Annotated in this window: 17 protein-coding genes; 11 read left to right on the top strand and 6 right to left on the bottom strand. The window is 56.3% G+C overall.

All coding sequences use genetic code 11. The annotated features are described in order from the left end of the window. Nucleotides 1-37 precede the first annotated feature (37 nt). A complete protein-coding gene (locus HK26_RS09265) occupies nucleotides 38-1,516 on the top strand; it encodes an ABC transporter substrate-binding protein/permease (protein WP_257640952.1) in 1,479 nt (492 codons plus the stop codon). A 255-nt stretch (nucleotides 1,517-1,771) separates the two neighbouring features. Further along, nucleotides 1,772-2,689, top strand: a complete 918-nt coding sequence (locus HK26_RS09260) for a LysR family transcriptional regulator (RefSeq protein ID WP_086639508.1) — start codon at nucleotides 1,772-1,774, stop codon at nucleotides 2,687-2,689. Between the two features lie 127 nt (nucleotides 2,690-2,816). Here HK26_RS09260 and HK26_RS09255 read toward each other — a convergent pair whose 3' ends face one another. The 3 genes from HK26_RS09255 to HK26_RS09245 are packed head-to-tail and all read right to left on the bottom strand — an operon-like array spanning nucleotide 2,817 to nucleotide 5,681. After that, a complete protein-coding gene (locus HK26_RS09255) occupies nucleotides 2,817-3,782 on the bottom strand; it encodes a hypothetical protein (RefSeq protein ID WP_086639507.1) in 966 nt (321 codons plus the stop codon). Nucleotides 3,783-3,822: 40 nt separating this feature from the next. Beyond that, nucleotides 3,823-5,097, bottom strand: coding sequence for an AAA family ATPase (locus HK26_RS09250; RefSeq protein WP_086639506.1), 1,275 nt, complete (start codon nucleotides 5,095-5,097; stop codon nucleotides 3,823-3,825). After that, nucleotides 5,094-5,681: a hypothetical protein gene (locus tag HK26_RS09245; RefSeq protein ID WP_086639505.1), complete on the bottom strand. Its 588-nt coding sequence runs from the start codon at nucleotides 5,679-5,681 to the stop codon at nucleotides 5,094-5,096. The genes HK26_RS09250 and HK26_RS09245 overlap by 4 nt, the downstream gene beginning before the upstream one ends. A gap of 261 nt (nucleotides 5,682-5,942) precedes the next feature. Between HK26_RS09245 and rimP the strand changes: the two genes are divergently transcribed. Genes rimP through rbfA form a run of 5 tightly spaced genes read left to right on the top strand, consistent with a single transcriptional unit; the run spans nucleotide 5,943 to nucleotide 11,897 of the window. Then, the gene (gene rimP / locus HK26_RS09240) at nucleotides 5,943-6,521 is read left to right on the top strand and encodes a ribosome maturation factor RimP (RefSeq protein WP_086639504.1); all 579 of its coding nucleotides are present in this window, start codon (nucleotides 5,943-5,945) and stop codon (nucleotides 6,519-6,521) included. 30 nt (nucleotides 6,522-6,551) lie between these two features. After that, on the top strand, nucleotides 6,552-8,099 hold the full coding sequence (gene nusA / locus HK26_RS09235) for a transcription termination factor NusA (protein ID WP_025828940.1): 1,548 nt from the start codon (nucleotides 6,552-6,554) through the stop codon (nucleotides 8,097-8,099). A 14-nt stretch (nucleotides 8,100-8,113) separates the two neighbouring features. After that, the gene (locus tag HK26_RS09230; RefSeq protein ID WP_086639503.1) at nucleotides 8,114-8,764 is read left to right on the top strand and encodes an RNA-binding protein; all 651 of its coding nucleotides are present in this window, start codon (nucleotides 8,114-8,116) and stop codon (nucleotides 8,762-8,764) included. After that, nucleotides 8,761-11,436 carry a translation initiation factor IF-2 gene (gene infB, locus HK26_RS09225; protein ID WP_086639502.1) on the top strand — a complete coding sequence of 892 codons (2,676 nt, stop codon included), beginning with the start codon at nucleotides 8,761-8,763 and terminating at the stop codon, nucleotides 11,434-11,436. Before HK26_RS09230 ends, infB begins: the two co-directional genes overlap by 4 nt. Further along, the gene (gene rbfA, locus HK26_RS09220; RefSeq protein WP_025827883.1) at nucleotides 11,433-11,897 is read left to right on the top strand and encodes a 30S ribosome-binding factor RbfA; all 465 of its coding nucleotides are present in this window, start codon (nucleotides 11,433-11,435) and stop codon (nucleotides 11,895-11,897) included. The genes infB and rbfA overlap by 4 nt, the downstream gene beginning before the upstream one ends. Before the next feature lie 134 nt (nucleotides 11,898-12,031). Here rbfA and HK26_RS09215 read toward each other — a convergent pair whose 3' ends face one another. Continuing rightward, on the bottom strand, nucleotides 12,032-12,502 hold the full coding sequence (locus tag HK26_RS09215) for an Lrp/AsnC family transcriptional regulator (RefSeq protein WP_086639501.1): 471 nt from the start codon (nucleotides 12,500-12,502) through the stop codon (nucleotides 12,032-12,034). Nucleotides 12,503-12,631: 129 nt separating this feature from the next. Here HK26_RS09215 and alr point away from each other — a divergent pair, with 129 nt between their 5' ends. Together alr and HK26_RS09205 are read left to right on the top strand one after the other, a co-directional pair. Beyond that, nucleotides 12,632-13,777 carry an alanine racemase gene (gene alr, locus HK26_RS09210; RefSeq protein WP_086639500.1) on the top strand — a complete coding sequence of 382 codons (1,146 nt, stop codon included), beginning with the start codon at nucleotides 12,632-12,634 and terminating at the stop codon, nucleotides 13,775-13,777. Between the two features lie 29 nt (nucleotides 13,778-13,806). Beyond that, nucleotides 13,807-15,063: a D-amino acid dehydrogenase gene (locus HK26_RS09205; protein WP_086639499.1), complete on the top strand. Its 1,257-nt coding sequence runs from the start codon at nucleotides 13,807-13,809 to the stop codon at nucleotides 15,061-15,063. Nucleotides 15,064-15,229: 166 nt separating this feature from the next. On the opposite strand, the gene HK26_RS13250 is transcribed toward HK26_RS09205, so the two are convergent. Together HK26_RS13250 and galE are read right to left on the bottom strand one after the other, a co-directional pair. Next, nucleotides 15,230-16,960, bottom strand: coding sequence for a glycosyltransferase family 2 protein (locus HK26_RS13250; protein ID WP_143296328.1), 1,731 nt, complete (start codon nucleotides 16,958-16,960; stop codon nucleotides 15,230-15,232). Nucleotides 16,961-17,713: 753 nt separating this feature from the next. Continuing rightward, nucleotides 17,714-18,700 (bottom strand): UDP-glucose 4-epimerase GalE, encoded by a 987-nt coding sequence (galE, locus tag HK26_RS09195; RefSeq protein ID WP_086639497.1) that lies wholly within the window; start codon nucleotides 18,698-18,700, stop codon nucleotides 17,714-17,716. Nucleotides 18,701-19,008: 308 nt separating this feature from the next. Between galE and HK26_RS09190 the strand changes: the two genes are divergently transcribed. Further along, complete coding sequence (locus HK26_RS09190; protein WP_086639496.1) at nucleotides 19,009-19,887, top strand: ABC transporter permease; 879 nt, start codon at nucleotides 19,009-19,011, stop codon at nucleotides 19,885-19,887. A gap of 5 nt (nucleotides 19,888-19,892) precedes the next feature. Continuing rightward, nucleotides 19,893-20,666, top strand: coding sequence for an ABC transporter ATP-binding protein (locus tag HK26_RS09185; protein WP_086639495.1), 774 nt, complete (start codon nucleotides 19,893-19,895; stop codon nucleotides 20,664-20,666). Nucleotides 20,667-20,701: the final 35 nt, after the last annotated feature.

Raw genomic sequence — 20,701 nt, 5'->3', positions numbered from 1 at the left:
GGGCGCAGTGTTTGGCCTGTTCTGCGCCCTGCTCGCGTTGGGTGGCCCACAACTGGCCTCCACCGCCCACGCACAGAGCAAGCCTTTCCACTGGGCTGCCGATTCCTCGGCCGATGTGCCTTACACGTTCCATGACCTCAAGGATCAGAACAAGCTTACCGGCTTTGAATATGACCTGATGCAGGAACTCAGCCGCCACATGGGCGCGCCGCTCGACTTTATCAACAACGACTGGGACGGGCTTATTCCCGGCCTGCAACGTGGCCTGTACGACATGGTCATCTGCGGGATCGAGATGACCGATGAACATGCCGAGGGCATTGACTTCAGCATCCCGTATTATGTGACATCCGAACGGCTGGTGGTGCGGCGCAAGGGCAAGCAGCTCACCACCATGGCGGACCTTGAGGGCCACACGGTAGGCACAATCAAGGATACGCAGGCCGAGCGTATGCTGACCAACAACACCAAGATCTCCCTGCGCACCTATGATGAAGAGACAGATGCGTTCATGGACCTGGTCAACGGTCGTACTGACGCCATCCTGATCGACGGCCCCATTGCCAAATACTACGGGGAGACCAATCCCGACCTGCATATTGTCGGCGCACCCATTGGCCGCGTGCAGTATGGCATTGCTTTTGCCAAGGGCAAAAATACGGAACTGCGCGAGCGGGTGAACGCAGCCCTTGTGGCCATGCAGCAGGACGGCAGCCTGCACCACATCCTGACACGCTGGGACCTGTGGACGCCCGAGATGGCGCAGCTGACCAACGACCAGACCCAGCCCAACGTCACCCCGGCGGCATGGAACGCCTATGTGGCCGAGTTGCAGGGCAAGGGTGGGTTCCGCGTCAAGCTGGAGCGTTATGCGGGCTTTGTGCCCCAGCTTGTCCGCGCTGCGGGGCTGACGCTGCTTGTCTCGCTCTGCGCTATGGTGGTGGCCGTGGCTCTGGGGCTGGGGCTGGCACTGCTGCGCCTGTATGGCCCGCGCCCGCTGGCATGGCTTGCGGCAACCTATGTGGAGCTGGTGCGCGGCACGCCGCTGCTTATTCAGGTGCTGTTCATTTTTTATGGCCTGCCCGAATTTGGCATCAGCATGTCGCCCTTTGTCGCCGGTGTGGTCAGCCTTGGCATGAACTACGCGGCCTACGAGGCTGAAAACTACCGCGCCGGTCTGCAATCCGTTGCACATGGGCAGATGGAAGCAGCGCTTGCGCTCAACATGACCCACGCGCAGGCTCTGCGTTACGTGCTGGTGCCGCAGGCGTTCAGGCTGGTTATGCCGGTCATGACCAACGACTTTATCTCGCTGCTCAAGGATTCGTCTCTGGTCAGCGTGATTACCCTGACCGAACTGACGCAGACCTACATCCGCCTCTCTTCGGCTTACTTTGACTATTTCGGCACGGGGCTGATGGTGGGTGCGGCCTACCTGCTGCTGGGCCTGCCGTTTGTACGGCTGGCACGGCTGGCAGAAAAGCGCCTGTCCATGCCCCACACCCGCCGCAGGTAATTCCGGCGATTCTGCTGCCATGCCTATAGCTCTAATGCGCTATAGGCATGGCGGGTTCTTGTTCTGTCTATGTTGTATCTGGCTTAACCTTGCTGCAATAGAAAAGGTAACAAGCTCGTAGCCTGACACAGCATGCTGAATACAGGGCGGGACAGTTGGAGCCCATTTTTCGGCACACTCTGAACTGTCTTTCCTGTTGTTGTTGGCAGCACTGGAGAGGGCTGACCGCCTACACAGGAAACGGTGCCGAACTCCATGGATCTTCTTTCCGCACTGCACAGTTTTGTGCGTGTTGCCGCTACAGGCTCATTCTCCGCCGTCTCGCGCGAGACGGGGGTGAGCCAGCCGACCATCTCCCGCCATATTGCCTTGCTGGAGGCGCATTACGGCACCACGCTGTTTGCGCGCACCACCCGCAGCCTGACCATGACCGAAGATGGCCGCAGCCTGCTCCCCCACGCCTATGAGGTGCTGGAAATACTGGAGACGGCGGAAACGGTTCTGGGTCGCAGGCGCGCCTCGGTTTCCGGCCTTGTCCGGCTGGGCGTGACCACGGCTTTTGGCCTGTGCCTGACGCGCAGAATGGGCGAACTGCTGGACCGCCACCCCGACCTGTCGGTGGAGGTTGTCATGCGCGATTCCTTTGGCGATCTGGTGGAGGAAGGACTGGACCTTGCCGTGCGTGTGGGCGACATTGCCGAGGGCACACTGATCGCCCGCAAGCTGGGGCTGGTGCACAAATGGCTGGTGGCTTCCCCCGCCTGCCTGCAACGTCACAACATGCCCGAACACCCCCGCGAACTGACCGAATACCCCGGTGTTGTGTACAACTACGGCTCCAGCCGGCTGGACTGGAACTTTGACCGCGAGGGGGAGGAGAGCGTGATCGCGCCGTCCGCCGTGTTCCGCGCCAATAGTAGCGAGGCGGTCCTGTACGCGGTAGAAGCAGGCATTGGTGTTGGCCTGCTCCCGGCTTTTCAGGTGCGTGACGCCGTGGCCAGTGGCCGCCTGGTCCGCCTGTTTGCTGACTGGACCATCCCCGGCCTGCCATTTTACGCCGTGCATACCGGCCCGCGCACCCTGCCGCTGCGCACGCGCACGGTTATGGATTTTCTGGTCGAAGTCTCGGGCGATCTGCTGCGTGCGGGTGGGGTTTTATCTCCCGTTTCCTAAGGGCTGCTGGTCCGTACGATCTGTGCATCCACAAAAAAGGCCGGGTTCAATGCCCGGCCTTTTTTGTGGGGTGTGCAGCCTGCCCTCTCTTGCGCTGCGGAGCCTTTGCCCCGCCATGCCATAGACCCTAGCCGTGGAAGGCAGGGTCTATGGCGTCTGCTGCCGGGGTGGTGCCGGGGGTCAGCTTGCTGTCAAACCCGCGCTGGAGTGTGGGTACCCAGCCGCGCAGCCAGCTATTGGCGCGCTGCACAAAGTCCGATACCGCAGCCGAATCGGCCATACCCGCGCGGGACCAGTTCTCGGGTGCTCCGGGCACCCGGCGCGCACCAGCCTCGGCCGGGCTGAGCAGCGTGTGCACGCTCATAAAGTCCACCCCTGTGCCGGACTTGCTTTTTTCCACCAGATTCCAGCCCGCATCGACCAGAATGGGGGGCAGGTCAAAGCCCATCATGGTCAGGCGCTGCACGGCGGGGGGAATGTACATCTGGTCACTCAGGAGCACCTGTAGAGCCTCGTTGGAGGTCAGGAACAGGTTGTTCACCACCCGTATGGGGGTGGTCATCCAGCATTCGCTGCGGCTGCCGTTCTGCGGGGCTGCTTCGTTCATGAAGTTGAAGGTGCTGTGGCATTCGTCCTGAATCATGTGCACGGCGGCCACCGGCAGGGACTGGGTTGTGGCCTGCGCAATAATCAGCCCCGTGACAATGCCTTGCGCGGAGCGGACATAAAGGGTTGTCAGCACCTCGCCGTGGGCCACGTCATCCTGAAAATTCACAATAGGGTGCCATTTGCCCGCAGGCAGGGGCAACTGCCGCCCGGCAAAGGCGACAGAGCCTTCAAACTGCGCATCCATGGGGGGGATGGAGACAGTGCGCTGGTCTTCATCAGGGTGCAGGGCGTCGCTGGCTTCACTCCCACCCAGAGCGGAGGGGAGCATGTGGTGGACCTTGCTGCTCAGGGCGGCATAGCCCGGCACGCGCGTGCTCAGCCACGGGGCGGGGAACAGAACGGACAATGTGCCGCATACGCCTGCGGTTATCAGTGCGGTGCGCCAGAGCGGGGCACGGTGCCACAGGCGGGTAAAAGCGGTCATGCGGTAGCCTTGGTTGTGGGGCGCGGGGCTGGCTGGTGGCTCAGGGGGTCAGGCGGGCGTGCAGCCCGTCATCGCGGTTGTCGGCCACTTTGGCCACCACGGTGCCATCGTCCTCCTTGACCAGCCGGACCATGGTGGCCCCCTGCTGGCGGGCAATAATCAGGGATTCGCTTATCATATCCTCAATCGAGCGGACCAGATCACGCGCGGAGGCGGCATCGCCCATGCGGCTCTGGCGGCGCATGACATCAAGCAGGAGGGAGGCGTCAATGCCGCTGGTTTCCACCTTCAGGCCGTACCCTTCGATCATGGCTTCAATTTCCAGCGCGCCAACACGGGCAATGTCGAGCCCACGCAGGGTGCGGAAGACAAAAATACGGTCCAGACGGTTGAGCACTTCTGGCGCAAAACCGGCCTGACGCAGAGCCTCCACCGATTCGGCGCGCATGCGGTCGGGGTCGTCGTGCAGGCGATCGGCAATTTCGGTCAGGGCCTCGGTGGCAATGTTGGAGGTCAGCACAAAAATGGCCCGCACGGTGGAAATCTGCTGCCCGGTGGAGGCCTCGGTAATGTGTCCGTCATTCCATGCGGTCAGGAATTTTTTGAACACATCGGGGTGGGCTTTTTCAATTTCGTCCAGCAGCACCACGGCGTCGGGCTTTTCCTTCAGCCCGCCGGTCAGCTTGCCAAAGGTATCCGAGCCTACGTACCCCTTGGGCGAGCCAAAAAGCTGGGTGGCGGCGTGGGGGCTGCTCATCTGCGTCATGTCAAAATGCAGCAGGGGGCGCTCAAGCTGGCGGGCCATCTGCTTGGCAAGGTAGGTTTTGCCCGTACCCGGCGGACCTGCGAGCAAAAAGATGCCAACCGGTTTGCCACGCACCTGTAGCGCCAGACGGCGGCGGAGCTGCACGGCAATATCCTCGCACACCTGATCCTGCCCGATCACGCGGGCACGCAGGTTTGCGGCCAGTTCCTCGGCGTCTATGGTGGTTTCGCGCTGTTCACGCGCAAGCATTTCTTCCAGTGCGGCGCGATTGGTCAGTCTGGCAAGAACGTCCATGATGAATCCCCGTCGGCGTAGTAGCCCTTTGCGGGCCAGATGTTCGGCCCGAGTTTCAAACAGCAGTCCGGCAACACTCAGCACAAGGCCACTCACGGCCAGCACCGGCCATGCGGAGGCGCACCATTGCAGCACATGCGCCACGGAATGCAGGGACAAGTGCAGGCTGAGTATGATCTGGATGCTGGCGAGTATTAAAAAGACCACCATCATCAGCGGCATCAGCCGGTTGAGTGTCGGGAGCAGGCCCTTCATTGCGCAATCACCGTAAGTGCCAGGGTGTCCCCCTGTTTATAAAGAACGGGCAGGGTCTGTGGGCCAAAAACGGTTATGGCGCCGCTGCCAATGCCCGCCGGGCCGGGGGGCGCCGAGGGGATGATGTCCACATTCCCGCTCATGCTTATGGGCAGGATAACCGTTGTGGGTTTGGCCGTAAGCCCCACGCTCTGCTGCCACGGGCCGCAGACAAGGGTTATCATGCCGCCAGCCCCTGTTGCGTCATACACCGGCATGGCCACCAGCCGCACGTCACGGCGTTTGACGGCGGCCAGAATATCCGCCTGCTGCTGGGCGGAAAAACTGGAGCCAGCCAGTGCCTGCTCTGCATTTTGCGGGGCAATCACGTTTAGCGGCAGGCCCATGCGCTGGGAGTCGGCCCCGATGGCGGAGTCGGCAGCCACGGCGTTGCCGGGCTGGGTCTTGCCCGCGCCATAAAAATGCAGGCCCGCACCCGCCATAAGCACGCAGGCCGCCATGCCAATGAGGCCAAGCCGCATGTTGGGGGATTTCTCGGCCGCCTGGGGTTGAGGCTGCCATGCCGGGTCTGGCTTGTTCTGCATGGTAACGGTCAGCCTCCTTGAGAGCGTGGTGGAGCGTTGCAGATATGTCGCAGCCAAAGCAATAAAAGCATGTCTGTGGGTTCGCGCAATGTGCAAAACTAGTCCAGCGGTAATTTATTTTTTATGGTCAGCCGTGCGCAAACAGGGTGCTGGTGGTTTCTGCCCTTGCGGTCTGGGCCTTTGTGCATTAGATAAGCCATCATCCTTCTCAATTTGAATGACGTTTCGGGGGGTGGCCTTAGAAGGGCCGCCTTTTTTGCTTTGGACAAAGATATTTCTGCCCATTCCGGCCTTGAGGGCCGCCTGCTTGCACTGATTGCTCCCGCCGTAGAGGAAATGGGGTATGAGATCGTGCGCGTGGCGGTGCTGGGGCGCGAGCGGCCTACGGTGCAGATCATGGCTGACCGGGCGGACGGAATGTTGATCAATGTTGAGGATTGTGAGCGAATCAGCCACGCCGTAGGCGCTGTGCTGGACGTGGAAGACCCCATTCCGGGGGCATGGACGCTGGAAGTGTCCTCCGCCGGAATAGATCGCCCGCTCACACGTGCCAAGGACTGGACCCGCTTTGCGGGGCATCAGGCCAAGGCGGAAGTTCTGGTTCCCATTGAAGGGCGGCGCCGTTTTGCCGGTATTTCTCTGGGGTCCGACGGGACAGTGGCCCGTATGCGTCTGGATGACGGCACGGAAGTGGCTCTGCCACTGGCCGAAATCCGCAAGGCGCGACTGGTGCTGACCGATGCGCTGATTGAAGACAGCGCCCGTATGGTACAGCCTGCAACGGATGCAGGTGTGGAGCAGGATGGCAAAAAAGAGCCCCCTGCTTCCAAGGTGCATTGATAAAGCTGCCTGTTTTGGAGAGCTGAGAGCATGGATACCTCCGTTTCCCGTCCTGAACTGCTGCTGGTGGCAGACGCTGTTTCACGCGAAAAGGGCATTGACCGTGAAGAGGTTCTGGAGGCCATGGAGCAGGCCATCCAGAAGGCTGGCCGCGCCAAATACGGGCACGAAAAGGACATTCGCGCCACAATCGACCGCCGCTCGGGCGAGGTGCGCCTCTCCCGCTGGACGGAAGTTGTGGACGTGGTGGAAAATGAAGACGCGCAGATCGCGCTCTCCATTGCCCGCAAGTTCCGCCCCGAAATTCAGGCAGGCGAATATCTGATCGACCCGCTGCCCCCGATCGACTTCGGGCGTATTGCGGCCCAGACCGCCAAGCAGGTTATTGTGCAGCGCGTGCGTGAATACGAGCGCAAACGCCAGTACAACGAGTTCAAGGACCGCGTGGGCGAGATCGTGAACGGTACCGTCAAGCGGACCGAATACGGCAACCTGCTGGTCGAGATCGGCTCCGCCGAGGCGCTGCTGCGCCGCGATGAGCTGATCCCGCGTGAAACCTTCCGCAACTCCGACCGCGTGCGCGCTTATATCTATGACGTGCGTGACGAGCCGCGCGGCCCACAGATTTTCCTCTCCCGCACACATCCGGCCTTTCTGGCCAAGCTGTTTGCGCAGGAAGTGCCCGAAATCTACGACGGGATTATTGAAATCAAGGCCGTAGCGCGTGACCCCGGTTCGCGCGCCAAAATGGCCGTGATCTCGCGCGATGCGTCCATCGACCCCGTTGGGGCCTGCGTAGGTATGCGCGGTTCACGCGTGCAGGCCGTTGTGGCCGAACTGCAGGGCGAAAAAATCGACATTATCCCCTGGAGCCCGCAGGCCGCGACCTTTGTGGTCAACGCGCTGGCCCCGGCTGAAGTCAGCAAGGTGGTGATGGATGAGGAAGCCGGGCGTGTTGAAGTTGTGGTGCCGGATGACCAGCTCTCCCTCGCCATTGGTCGGCGCGGGCAGAATGTCCGTCTGGCCAGCCAGCTGACCCGCTGGGACATTGATATTCTGACCGAAGCGGAAGAATCCGAACGCCGTCAGGAAGAGTTCCGCCGTCGTAGCGGCCAGTTCGTGGAAGCGCTGGACGTGGATGACGTGATCGCAGGCCTGCTGGTGACCGAAGGGTACCACAGCATCGAGGAACTGGCCTTTGCCGACCCCGATGAACTGGCCGGGATCGACGGGTTTGACGACTCGGTGGTGCAGGAACTTGTCCAGCGTGCTGAAGGCCACCTTGTGCGGCAGGAAGAAAAGCTGGATGAGCGCCGTCAGGAGCTTGGTGTTACTGACGATATTGCAAATATGGGTGTGTTCACCAACCAGATGCTTGTGACACTGGGTGAAAAGGGTGTAAAAACCCTTGACGACCTCGGTGACCTGGCTGGCGATGAGCTGGTCGAAATTCTGGGGTCGGATGCCATAGAAGAAGACGCCGCCAACGAGATCATCATGGCAGCGCGTGCGCACTGGTTTGAGGGTGAAGAGGGTGCAACCCCTTCCTCCACGCCAGAAGGCGGGGCAGGCGTCTGAGGCCTTGATACAGGGTGGGTGGTGATTTCTTGCCAGCAGCAGAAGAGAAGGGCAGCCTCCGCCGGTGCGCGGTCACGCGGGAGGAAGGCATTCCGGCTCAGATGGTGCGGTTTGTTATCTCACCCTCATCCATAGTTGTCCCTGACCTGGACGCGCGGCTGCCGGGACGGGGAATATGGTTGAGTGCCCGCCGGGATGTGATAGAACAGGCCAGCAAACGCGGCGTGTTCGCACGCTCCGCGCGGATGCAGGTCAAAGTGCCGGAAGATCTTCTCTCTCAGGTGGAAGTGGGTCTGCACCGGCGGATGATAGAAGTGGTTGGGCTGGCACGGCGCGCCGGTCAGGCCATTAGTGGCTTCGTCAAGGTGCGCGAATGGGTTATGCAGCGTCGTGCTGCTGTTATCGTTCACGCATCGGATGGAAGCAGGGAAGAACTGGACCGCCTGATATCGGGCAGTCGGGACATTCCTGTCGTTGATGCGTTGTCGGCCGAGGAACTGGCTAAGGTTTTCGGGCGTGAACGTGTTGTGAATGTGGCGCTGGCGGCCGGCGGGCTGGCTACGCGTCTTTGTTGTGAAAACAGACGTTTTGCGGGGGTGGCCGTTGGCGATCCCCGGGTCTGCCGGACCTTTCCGGCGGATGGGTGTGAACAGGCGGGTCAATGAGCGAAGGCAAGGATCAGGATCAGGGTAAGGGGCGTTTGTCCCTTCGGCCGGCAGGGCGTCCGGAGGTTGGACGGACGGTTGATGCCGGGTCCGTGCGGCAAAGTTTCAGTCATGGCCGTTCAAAGGTCGTGCAGGTGGAAGTGCGTAAAAAACGTGGTCCTTCCCCGGCTGGCGCCGGTGGGCGCTCCGGCGGGTCCCGCGCAGGTGGCGGCCGTACCCTGACGGCAGCCGAACTGGCTATGCGCCAGCGCGTGCTTCAGGAACAGAAGAAAGAGGCCGAAGACGCGGAACGGCGTGACGCCGAGCGGCGCGAAGCCGAGAAGATCCGCATTCTTTCCGCCGCTGAAGAAGCGCGCCGGAAGGAAGAAGAGGACAAGCGTCTGGCTGAAGAGCGCGAGGCTGAAGAAGCTGCCGCTGCCGATGCCGAGCGCAAGGCCCGGATTGACGCGATCAAGCCGATCGAGGTCAAGGCACCTGTTGTCTCTGCCGTGCCCATTCCCGGTGAAGTCACGCTGGCTCCTCCGGCCGGGCGTCTGCGCCCGCTGGCCGAGCGCGCCATCATGCCTGCCAAGCCGCTCAAGCCTGTGGCTCCGGCCCGTGCGCCTGCGGCTGCTCCCGCAGCGGACAAGGATGTCAGCGCCGCCCAGACCCTGCGTCTGCGCAGTGGTCGTGGCACGGAAGGCGAGGAAGAGCAGCGCCGTGGTCCCGCCCGTAACAAGGCCGTGCCGCCGCGCAAGAACAGCAGCGGTCGTAAGGGTGATACCGGTGGTGGCCGCCGCGCAGGTCGTATTGACGTGCAGGCCGCGATCGAGGGGGATGACGACAAGACCCGCTCGCTCGCATCCGTACGCCGTCAGCGTGAGCGTGAGCGCCGTCAGGCCGAACTGGAGCGCCTGCGCTCCGATCAGGTCAAGGTCGTGCGTGACGTCATCCTGCCCGAAACAATTACGGTGCAGGAACTGGCCAACCGTATGGCAGCCCGTCAGGGTGAGGTGATCAAGGCGCTCATGAAAATGGGTGTCATGGCAACCGTGACCCAGAGCATTGATGCCGATACGGCGGAACTGGTGGTGGAAGAATTCGGCCACCGCGTACGCCGCGTTTCCGAAGCGGATGTGGAGTTGGGGATCGAGGGCGTGGAAGACACGACCGAAGACATGCAGCCCCGTCCGCCTGTGGTCACGATCATGGGTCACGTTGACCACGGCAAGACCTCGCTTCTGGACGCACTGCGCACCACGGACGTGGCAGCGGGTGAAGCCGGTGGCATTACGCAGCACATTGGTGCGTATCAGGTCACGCTGGAATCGGGTGCGAAGATCACCTTCCTCGACACCCCCGGACATGAGGCCTTTACGGCCATGCGTGCCCGTGGTGCGTCCATTACGGACGTGGTCGTACTGGTAGTTGCAGCAGATGATGGCGTGATGCCGCAGACGATCGAGGCGATCAAACACGCCAAGGCCGCCAACGTGCCCATGATCATTGCCATCAACAAGATGGACAAGCCGGGTGCCAAGCCCGACCGTGTTCGTCAGGACCTGTTGCAGCACGAGATCGTGGTCGAATCCATGGGTGGTGACGTGATGGACATTGAAGTGTCCGCACGCCAGCGCATGGGGCTGGACAAGCTTGAGGAAGGTATTCTGCTTCAGGCAGAAATTCTGGAGCTTCAGGCCAACCCCGACCGTGCGGCTGAAGGTGCCGTGATCGAAAGCCGTCTGGACCGTGGTCGCGGTTCCGTGGCGTCTGTGCTGGTGCAGAAGGGTACCCTGCGCAAGGGTGACATTGTGGTTGCAGGTGCTGAATGGGGCCGTGTGCGTGCTCTGGTTGATGACCGTGGCCGTCAGGTCGAGGTTGCTGGCCCGTCCATGCCGGTGGAAATTCTGGGTCTGTCCGGGGTTCCTGCTGCTGGTGCACCGTTTGTAGTCGTGGAAAACGAAAACCGTGCGCGTGAAATTTCCGAGTTCCGCCAGCGTAAGCTGAAGGAGCATCAGGTTGCTGGGCAGGTTGCGGCCCGCGGCACACTTGACCAGATGCTGGCCCGTATTCAGGCCGGTGTGCAGAAGGAAGTTTCCGTCCTTATCAAGGCGGACGTGCAGGGCTCGGCAGAAGCGCTCCAGACGACCGTGCTCAAGCTGGCTAACGAGGAAGTGGGCGTGCGCGTCCTCAATGCCTCGGTCGGTCAGATCACGGAAAGTGACGTGCAGCTTGCCAAGGCATCGGATGCGGTCATTGTCGCATTCAACGTGCGTGCTACCACTCAGGCGCGGCTTCTGGCCCAGCGTGAGGGTGTGGACATCCACTACTACTCCATCATCTATCAGGTGGCGGATGACGTGGAACTGCTCGTACGTGGCAAAATGGCGCCCAAGCATCGCGAAAAGTTCCTTGGCTACGCCGAAATCCGCAAGGTTTTCGAAATCAGCAAGGTTGGCAAGGTCGCCGGTTGCTTTGTGACCGATGGTGTTGTCAAGCGTGGCTGTGGCGTGCGTCTGCTGCGTGATGGCGTGGTGATCCATGAAGGTGATCTGAGCCAGCTCAAGCGCTTCAAGGATGACCAGAAGGAAGTGACCAAGGGTTACGAATGTGGTCTGTCCTTTGCAGGCTACAACGACCTGCGTGAAGGCGATGTGGTGGAATGCTTTGAAAGCGAGTTAATTCCAGCATGAGTCGTCGCCACGGATCAGGCAGTAAAACAGGGGGACCGGCGGACTATCTCGCCGGTCTTTCCTCATCTGGCCCATCGCAGCGGCAGTTGCGGGTAGGGGAGGAGGTGCGGCGCGTTCTGGCTGAGCTGTTCGCACGCACCACATTCCGCGACCCCGACCTGTCGGATGTCGCCATTACAGTGACCGAGGTGCGGCTTGCACCCGACTTCAAACATGCCACCGTGTTTGTGACCCGGCTTGGGCGCAGCGATGTTGCAGCTCTTCTGCCCGGTCTCAAGCGGGTTGCTCCATGGCTGCGTACACAGCTTGCCCACAAGCTGACCGTGCGCACGGTGCCCGAGCTGCACTTCCAGCCCGATACCGCGCTGGATACGGCCATGCATGTGGATTCGCTCCTGCGCCTGCCCGAAGTCCAGCGTGACCTCGGCAGTGCGGACAAGGACCAGCCGGAAGAAGACTAAGCCTGTCCGCCACGTGCACGGGGTGGTTCCGATCACAGGAGCCTGCCGTGGGGTGGCGGTGCAGAATAGGTCTGGGTTGAACCTGCGTTGTGCAAGAACCTGTTGGGGTGTGACCCTGACAGGTTTTTTTGTGCTTAAGGGTGCAGGTTGCCAGTCACTCCTTTTTCCTGCTGCACAATGGGCCTAATGGCAAAGTTGCTTTGAATGCGCACCACGCCGGGCAGGCGGGAGAGTTCCTCCTTGTGGATACGTTCGTAATCCTGCATGTCGCGCGCTTCTACCCGGAGCAGGTAGTCGGCATCTCCCGTCATCAGGTAACATTCCTTTACATCCGGGCATTCGCGGATGCGGCTTTCAAAGCGGCGCAGGCATTCCTCGGTCTGGCGTTCAAGGGTGATCTGCACAATCACTGTGGCCACGGGTGGTGCGTTGCGGCGGGCGATAATGGCCTGATACCCGCGTATAACCCCTTCTTTTTCCAGCATTTTAACGCGCCTGAGGCAGGCAGATGGCGAAAGCCCGATGCGGGCTGCGAGGTCCGCATTGCTCAGGCGGCCATCGTGGCGCAGGTGGCGGAGTATGGCGTCGTTCAGGCGATCTGGCATGATCTGTCTTTTTCTGTTTTTTAGCGCAATATTGTGCGAAAATAAAAAGAATACGCTCTAACTATGCCGCATTATGGCGGGATATGCCATAAAGACTGCGGTAAAATTTTGCTACCGTAACAGACACGGATGTTCGCTGTGACCCAGGCTCCCAATTCCATCCATACAGGTTGGCCCGCATACCGTGCCGGAGCGGTTCTGAGTGTGCATCTGGACGCGGTGGTGCATAACTATCGCCTGTTAAAGGCCCGCGCGCCCCATGCGGTCTGTGCCGCTGTGGTCAAGGCCGATGCCTATGGTCTGGGCGCGGCACAGGTTGCTCCTGCGCTGGTTGGGGCGGGGGCCACACAGTTTTTTGTCGCGCATGTGGATGAAGGTCTGGCCCTGCGCCCGCATGTGGGGGCACAGGTGGGCATTACCGTGCTGCACGGCCCCCGGCCCGATGCGGTGGAGGCCTGTCTGGCGCATGGGTTGCGTCCTGTGCTCAACAGTATGGAGCAGATTGGCTGGGTCCGCGCCGTTGCACGTCAGCGCCAGCAGCAACTTGGGGTTGTGCTGCAGCTGGATACGGGCATGTCCCGCTTTGGTCTTTCCGCCGATGATGTGCGCCAGATTGCTGCTGACCCCACTTTGCTGGATGGGCTGAAGGTGGAACTGGTCATGAGCCATCTGGCCTGTGCGGATGAGCCAGCAAACCCTGCCAATGCCGCGCAGGCAGCCCGACTGGTGGAGTATGCGGCGGTACTGCCTGTGCGTGCGCCACTGAGCCTTGCTGCGTCCTCGGGTGTGTTCTTGGGGCCGGATTATCATTTTGACCTCGTGCGCCCCGGGGCTGCCCTGTACGGCGTGGCCCCACACCCCGGCGCACCCAACCCCTTGCGCGCGGTCGTGAGCCTTAAGGCTCATGTGTTGCAGACCCGTACCCTCAGCCGGGGAGACCGCGTGGGTTACGGGCTGACATGGCGGGCCGAAGGGCCATGCCGTGTGGCGACCATAGCCGTAGGGTATGCGGATGGGTTTATCCGTGCCCGTGCCAACGGGTCTGCATGGTTTGGCGGGCAGGCCCTGCCCATACTGGGTCGTATTTCCATGGATTCCATGACCGTGGATATTTCCGCCATACCCGAAGGCCAGCTGGAAGCCGACGGCATGGTGGAACTTTTGAACGATACATACGGGGTAGACGATGTGGCACGCGCCGAAGGGACAATCGGCTACGAGGTGCTGACATCGCTTGGGCATCGTTATCATCGCAATTATGAGCACGCTGCCTGAGGGCAGAGCAGCAGGGAAAGAGTGAGATCATGAAGGTTCTTGTTCTGGGCAGTGGCGTTGTGGGTGTAACAACTGCGTGGTATCTGGCGCAGGCAGGGCATGAGGTCACGGTTGTGGACCGCCAGCCCGGCGCAGGGCTGGAGACCAGCTTTGCCAATGCGGGGCAGGTCTCGCCCGGGTATTCCGCCCCATGGGCCGGGCCGGGGATTCCGCTCAAAGCTGCCAAATGGCTGTTAATGAAGTATCGCCCCTTTGTTTTCTGGCCCATGCCCGACCCGCATCTGTGGAGCTGGCTGGTGCAGATGCTGGAGAACTGCAACACCCCTGCCTATGACCGTAACAAGGGCCGTATGGTGCGGCTGGCCGAATACAGCCGTGACGTGATGTGCGACCTGCGTCACCAGACCGGCATACAGTATGATGACCGGCAGCAGGGTACGTTGCAGGTGTTCCGCACCCAAAAGCAGATGGACGGCATTGCGCAGGATATTGCCGTGCTCAAGCAGTACAACGTGCCATACGAAGTGCTGAATACGGCCCAGTGCGTTCAGGCCGAACCGGGGCTGGCCCCTTCGGCGGACAAAATTGTAGGGGGGCTGCGCCTGCCGGGTGACGAGACGGGGGACGCCTTCAAGTTCTCCCAGCGTCTGGCGGATATGGCTGCTGCTGCGGGTGTCACCTTTTTGTACAGCACCGATATCCGCAAAATCCGTACCGAGGGCGGGCGCGTCAGCGGGGTGGAAACATCACGCGGGGTGCTCAGCGCGGACAGCTACGTGCTCTCGCTGGGCAGTTTTTCCCCGGCCCTTGTGCGGCCTCTGGGGCTGAACCTGCCGATCTACCCGGTCAAGGGGTACTCGCTTACGGCAGATATTACCGATGCGGCCCGCGCCCCGGTTTCCACCATTATGGATGAGACCTTTAAAATTGGCATTACTCGGTTGGGTGATCGGGTGCGTATTGGCGGCACGGCGGAACTGGCGGGCTTTAGCACCCGCCTGCGCGCGCCCCGGCGCGCTACGTTGGAACATTCGGTCACCGATCTGTTCCCCAATTGCTGCAACGTGCCTGCGGCACAGTTCTGGACGGGCCTGCGCCCCATGACCCCCGATGGCACACCCATTATTGGCCGCACCGGGCTGGATAATTTGTACACTAATACCGGGCACGGCACCTTGGGCTGGACCATGGCGTGCGGGTCTGCCCGTGTGCTGGCAGACATCATGTCCAACCGCAAGCCCGACATTGCGTATGAGGACCTGAACCTGTTCCGTTACCGGCCGTAAGAGAGCAGAGCGGTATTTTTGGTGAGTTTGCGCCTGAACGGGAGCATATCAATCTGAGTGGCGTTGATCTGTATTACAGTCACACCAAGATCAGTTTTGGAAAATTCTGGCCGCCACAATTGTTGCGGCCAGAATTATTTTCAGAAACGTATTGTCGGACTTAAGTTCAATTACGATTTAAGAGTTTTTTCCAGTATTTTTTTGTTGATGTTTCAGACCTGAATATAATTGTATCTTTTCTATATTTTCTTGAATTCATTTTGATTTTAAAATAGCTTTTTACGAAAAACATAGCGTAGTCAGCCAGCTTTGATTTAACGATAGTTACACTTTCACCTTCTTGTTTTTCATAATCATATACTATGACTTCTTTTCTCATAATAAAGTCACTTATTTTCCGGTTAAATCCTCTGGAGGATACTCCCTGCTGTTTGGAAGGACTGAGCAAACCCAAGAAAAGTAAGGGGATCTTCTTCCGCAGTCTTTTATGTGTAAATTTATTGTCCGGATAGACAAAACCATCTCGCTTAGGAGAAGTTGATTTTAATTCATTGTTAAGCAAAGACAATCTTTTTTGAATATTAACGGGATTATCTTTATAAGCTTCTGTCAAAAAATCAATAATGGCCATTTTGTTCATGGCGAGGCCAGTATAGTTCCAAGTTGCTATATTCCTTAGAACTTTTCTAATGAAAAATTTCAGCCCAAATTGAGTTAAATTCTGCGGTGTTGAGAATGTGAAAATAAGTATATTCCGCAGAAGATAATATTCTTCCATAATTTCAGAATATTTTTTATGGAACGGTTCATGCCATACACAAATTCCAGGCAAAGAAATAATTTTTGCATTACAGCGACGCGAAAACTCAATATCATCTCCACGGATGAAAATGGGTAACGGCAAGCCATAATCACGGAAATGCTGTGTTGAAAAAGCGCAAAACCACCATCCGGCTACGCCCTCAATCGGTGCGCAAGTCGCGTTATCAATGACGTCATGATAAGTGCGCAGGTCTTGGAAATGACCTTGATGATGCATTCCGTTATTGTCGATTAAGGTATTTCGTTCGTATTGGAGCCATTTTTCATCCAAGGATAACATGGAGCCAGATAGGAAAAGGCTTTTGTATTCATCTTTAACATAGCTATAAAAATTAAATGTTCTGAATACTGATTCAAAATTTATCTCAATATCATCATCCATAAATATAATATGCGAACATTTTTCGTCTTCGGCCATAAGGGCAGACCTGGTAAATCCTCCAGCGCCACCAAAATTTTCATTTTTCTCTATTCTAACAATTTCATTGTCATTGATATCTATTGGATTGCCATTATTTGATATAAAAATTTTACAATTTATATGTGTTTCTTTGATGCCGTCAGAAATTTTTTCTACATTTTTAGTTATATAACTTTCTCTGTTGTAAGTGCAGAAGCAGCACCCTAGAGAAATATCCTGACTAGGTAGGTCGGACGTATAAAAATGAATTTCCTTTACAGTAACTATTTTATCATAAGAGGAAATTCTGCAATAAATGGCGTCATATTCCTCCCATGACTCAATATTTAAATTCACGTCTCCCGAAAGTTTTTCGGTTAAAATATTTTTTTCGTAAGAATAGCTTAATTGTTTTTTTATTCCGAATACTTCAATTTTCACTTCCCCATCTACACTCGCATATAGGGATAAATTTTGTATATTTGTATATTTGTGTATTTTTTTTGATGGAAAAATATTGTAATATGTATTAAATGAGATATTTGAAAAGCTATCAAACTTTATATTGCCGTCATCAATTATGACGTCTTTGCCGCTCCGAAAAAAAACATCTCGTTCTGCAACATGTGGTGTATCTATACTCCAAACAAAGTTCTGTAGGACAGTTTTATGCATTACATAGGCTCACTTTTAAAAAATTTATTAACTTTACAATATAATAGGTCTTTGATCAAACAAAGAAAATAAATTCAAACGTGGAGAGTTTGAAAAACTCTCTGTTTTGTCTGTGCTTCTATCTTTTCTATGGTAGTTGGGGCGGCCGTGTTTTTAGATGTGGACGCGTGGCTTGTCAGGCTGCGTGGTCTTGGTGATTGTGCCCCGAAGTTTTTTCCACGTGGTGGATTTTCAAAGGGGCTTGGCTGATCTGGGGCTTCGGCTTACTTTATCGGGTGTCAAGGAACCTGTCTGTCGTCCGATTTGGAAATAATTTTCAAGATTTGGGTTTTCGGGCGCTGAATACTTCATCTGGTAAACGGAAGGAGTGTCTGATCAACGAGCGCTAATAGTTTGTGCGTTTTCTCGGCAATGGGCTGGAAGATTGCGTGGTGGCTCCAAAGCGGCATACTGTCTGCGGGCAGAGCATTGATATGCGGCTAGAAGCCACAAGCGGGGTGATTTGTCAGAGCTGTAGGAATACAGTCGCGCAGTATTTTGGGGCCACAACACTTCCGCACGGCTCAAAACATGATGCGAAAGTCATCTCCCAGAACTATCGGTCAACAGGCCATGCACCAGATTGATCTGCGGTCCTGCTCAAGGGAGGCTGTTTGAGCAGGGCCGCCGGTCATTGTTCATAGAGCAAAAAATTGCTCGGATACGGCAAAAATCAATGGTTTTCCCATTCCTTCAAGCCGTAGGAAATACAGTTCAGGCCTTGTAGCCACCAGGGTTATTCTGACGCCAGACAAAAGCAGTCTCAACAATTTTGTCTAATTCTCCCCAGCATGGAGACCAGCCTGTTTTCTGGCGTAAGGTCGTAGAATCTGCCACCAGAACAGCCGGGTCACCCAGTCGTCGGGGGGCGGGTTCCCATGGTACTTTTTTGCCACTTACTCGTTCTACACTTTGGATAACTTCCAAGTTGGAGTAACCCCGCCCGTTACCGAGGTTGTAAACAACGCTATGGTCATGAATGTGATCCAGAACGCGAATGTGGGCGTCTGCCAGATCGGTGACATGAATATAATCACGCACACATGAGCCGTCTTTTGTAGGATAATCCAACCCAAAAAGTTTAAGGGCGGGTCTTCTGCCCAGAACGGCATCTATAGTCAGTGGAATCAGGTGGGTTTCAGGTCTGTGGTCTTCACCTGCACGTCCCTTTGGGTCGGCTCCAGCAGCGTTAAAATAGCGCAGGCACGCACTTTTTAAACCATATATCTGGTCTGCCCAGTGCAAGACCCGCTCAATCATGAATTTGCTCTCACCATAAGGGGAGCCTGGTTGAATCAAGGCAGTTTCGGCAATAGGGTCTGGGCGCTCTGGTCCACCAAAGAGTGCGGCAGTGGAAGAGAAAACAATTTTCTTCACACCATGTGCCGTGCAAGCCTGTATGAGATTCATGCTGGTCAGATAATTTTGTCGCAGGTAGTGGAAAGGGTCCTGCATACTGGCCCCGACGAGTGAGAGGGCGGCAAAGTGGAACACGCCATCCCACGGGCCTTGGGCCACAATCTGTGCTGTTGCCTCATAATCAATAAGATCAACATCATGGCTCTGTACGCCTGCCGGTATGGCATCACGATGGCCAGTGCTGAAATTGTCGAGAACTACGACGGTATGACCTGCATCAAGCAGGGCCAACACAACGTGGCTTCCCACAAATCCTGCCCCGCCAGCAACCAGATAACGCATTGTATGTTTCTCACAATTTAAATAATGACCGCGTTGCTTAAGGCATATCATCTGCTTTGTCATCTGTGGATCGCATGGATCGGTATGTTGAAATTTCTCAAGTATTTGAGGTTATTGTATATTTTTTGTAAAAACCGCGTGCAGTTTACGTAGGGCTAGGCCTAAATATTCGGTAATGATTTAATATTTAGTCGTGCAGTTATGTCGCTTTTGTTGGAATTTAGAGCTCACTTGCATCTGGATCGCATTCTGTTAGGTAAGGTGAAGCGAATGAAGAATGGTGTTGTATTCCGGAGGCTTTTATTGTCATGAGCGAACGTGCACAGCCCGAAGCACACCGCAGATTTTCTACAAAACGCCAATATGTTCTGGCGGAGGATAAGGGCTGGCTGCAGCGGTTCCATTTAATGAAAGATGACCTTCTGGAGGGCATCAGGCTTTATCATTTAGTTTGGACGCTCGCTTGTTCAGATATCAAGTTGCGTTACAGAGGATCGCTGATCGGGCCATTCTGGTTGACTCTCTCAACAGCCATCCAGATTGGAGCCATGGCTTTCCTCTACGCGGACCTGTTCCAGACAGATATTCACACCTATATCCCGTTTCTGACAGTTTCTCTGGTTTTATGGGGCTATATTAGTTCGCTTATTACGGATGGTTGTCACTGCTTTTCTGCGTACGACACGCTCATAAAAGGCACACGTATGCCCTTTTTGGTGCATGCAGTGAGAAGCGTGATACGGAACACGATTATCCTGCTGCATAATGCCGTTGTTATTGTGCTTGTGTTTGTGTTGATGGATGTACACCTTAGTTTTTATAATCTGGCAGCTATCCCCGGTTTTCTACTCTGGTTGATTGATGGGGTTGCCATATCACTTCTGCTGGGTACGATTTGTGCCCGTTTCCGGGATATTCCTCAAATTGTTGCTGCTATCATGCAGGTCGCTTTTTTCATGACACCTGTTATGTGGCAAGCCGCGACCCTGCGGGGGCACCCTGGAACAGAAAGTGTTATTTTATATAACCCATTTGTCTATATTCTGGATGTTGTGCGCAATCCTCTCCTAAATGAACCGCTTGATGCATTATTAGTCATGAAAGCGCTTATTATTTCGGGAGTGCTTATTCTTGTGTCACTTGTTAGCTTTGCCCGATTCCGCGGGCGCATTTCATTTTGGGTTTAATTGAAATGACATATTTAGAAGCTTCCAATATTTCCATTAATTTTCCTTTGTACCATGCTGAAAGTCGATCGCTAAAAAAAGCATTGCTGGGTCAGGTTTCGTCCCGTTTGGGTGTCGACAAAAAAAGCCGTCCAGTTGTGCAGGCTCTCCGAGATGTTTCGTTTTCACTCAAATCTGGGGACAGGTTGGGGCTGATTGGAGGCAATGGTTCGGGCAAGACAACGCTCCTGCGCGCTTTGTCTGGCATTTACCAGCCAACATCAGGGACGTTATCCATGGAAGGAAAACTTATTTCCCTCCTTGACCCCCAGCAGGGCATGAATTTGGAGCTGACAGGGTATGAAAACATACGCCTGAGAAGCTATTATTTGGGCCTGTCCAAAGCAGAAAGCCATGCCTTTAAAACTGACGTGGTTGATTTTACCGAGTTGAAGGAATTTTTGGACATCCCTGTTCGGAATTACTCATCCGGTATGATAGTGCGTCTGGCTTTTGGTATGGCTACGGCTTTTCCGCCCGAGATACTGCTGATGGATGAATGGATCTTGGCTGGGGATGCTGCTTTTTTGGCCAAAGCCAAAAAGCGTGTGGAAGGAATGGTCCAGCATGCTGATATTCTTGTCCTTGCAAGCCATTCCCCCTCTATTCTGGCGCAGTGGACCAATCGGTTGATTTGGCTTGATGGCGGCAAAATTGTTGCTGATGGTCCGCCCATGGAAGTTTTTGAAGCCTATTTACCCCATCAGGACTTTCAGAACTTACTAAAAGAACGTTCCTGAGCGTATGTTTCTGTTCCCTCTGTGATGCAATAAAG

This window comes from Acetobacter okinawensis, assembly GCF_002153655.1.
GTDB lineage: Bacteria > Pseudomonadota > Alphaproteobacteria > Acetobacterales > Acetobacteraceae > Acetobacter > Acetobacter okinawensis_A.
This window is presented reverse-complemented; position numbering and strand designations above follow the sequence as displayed.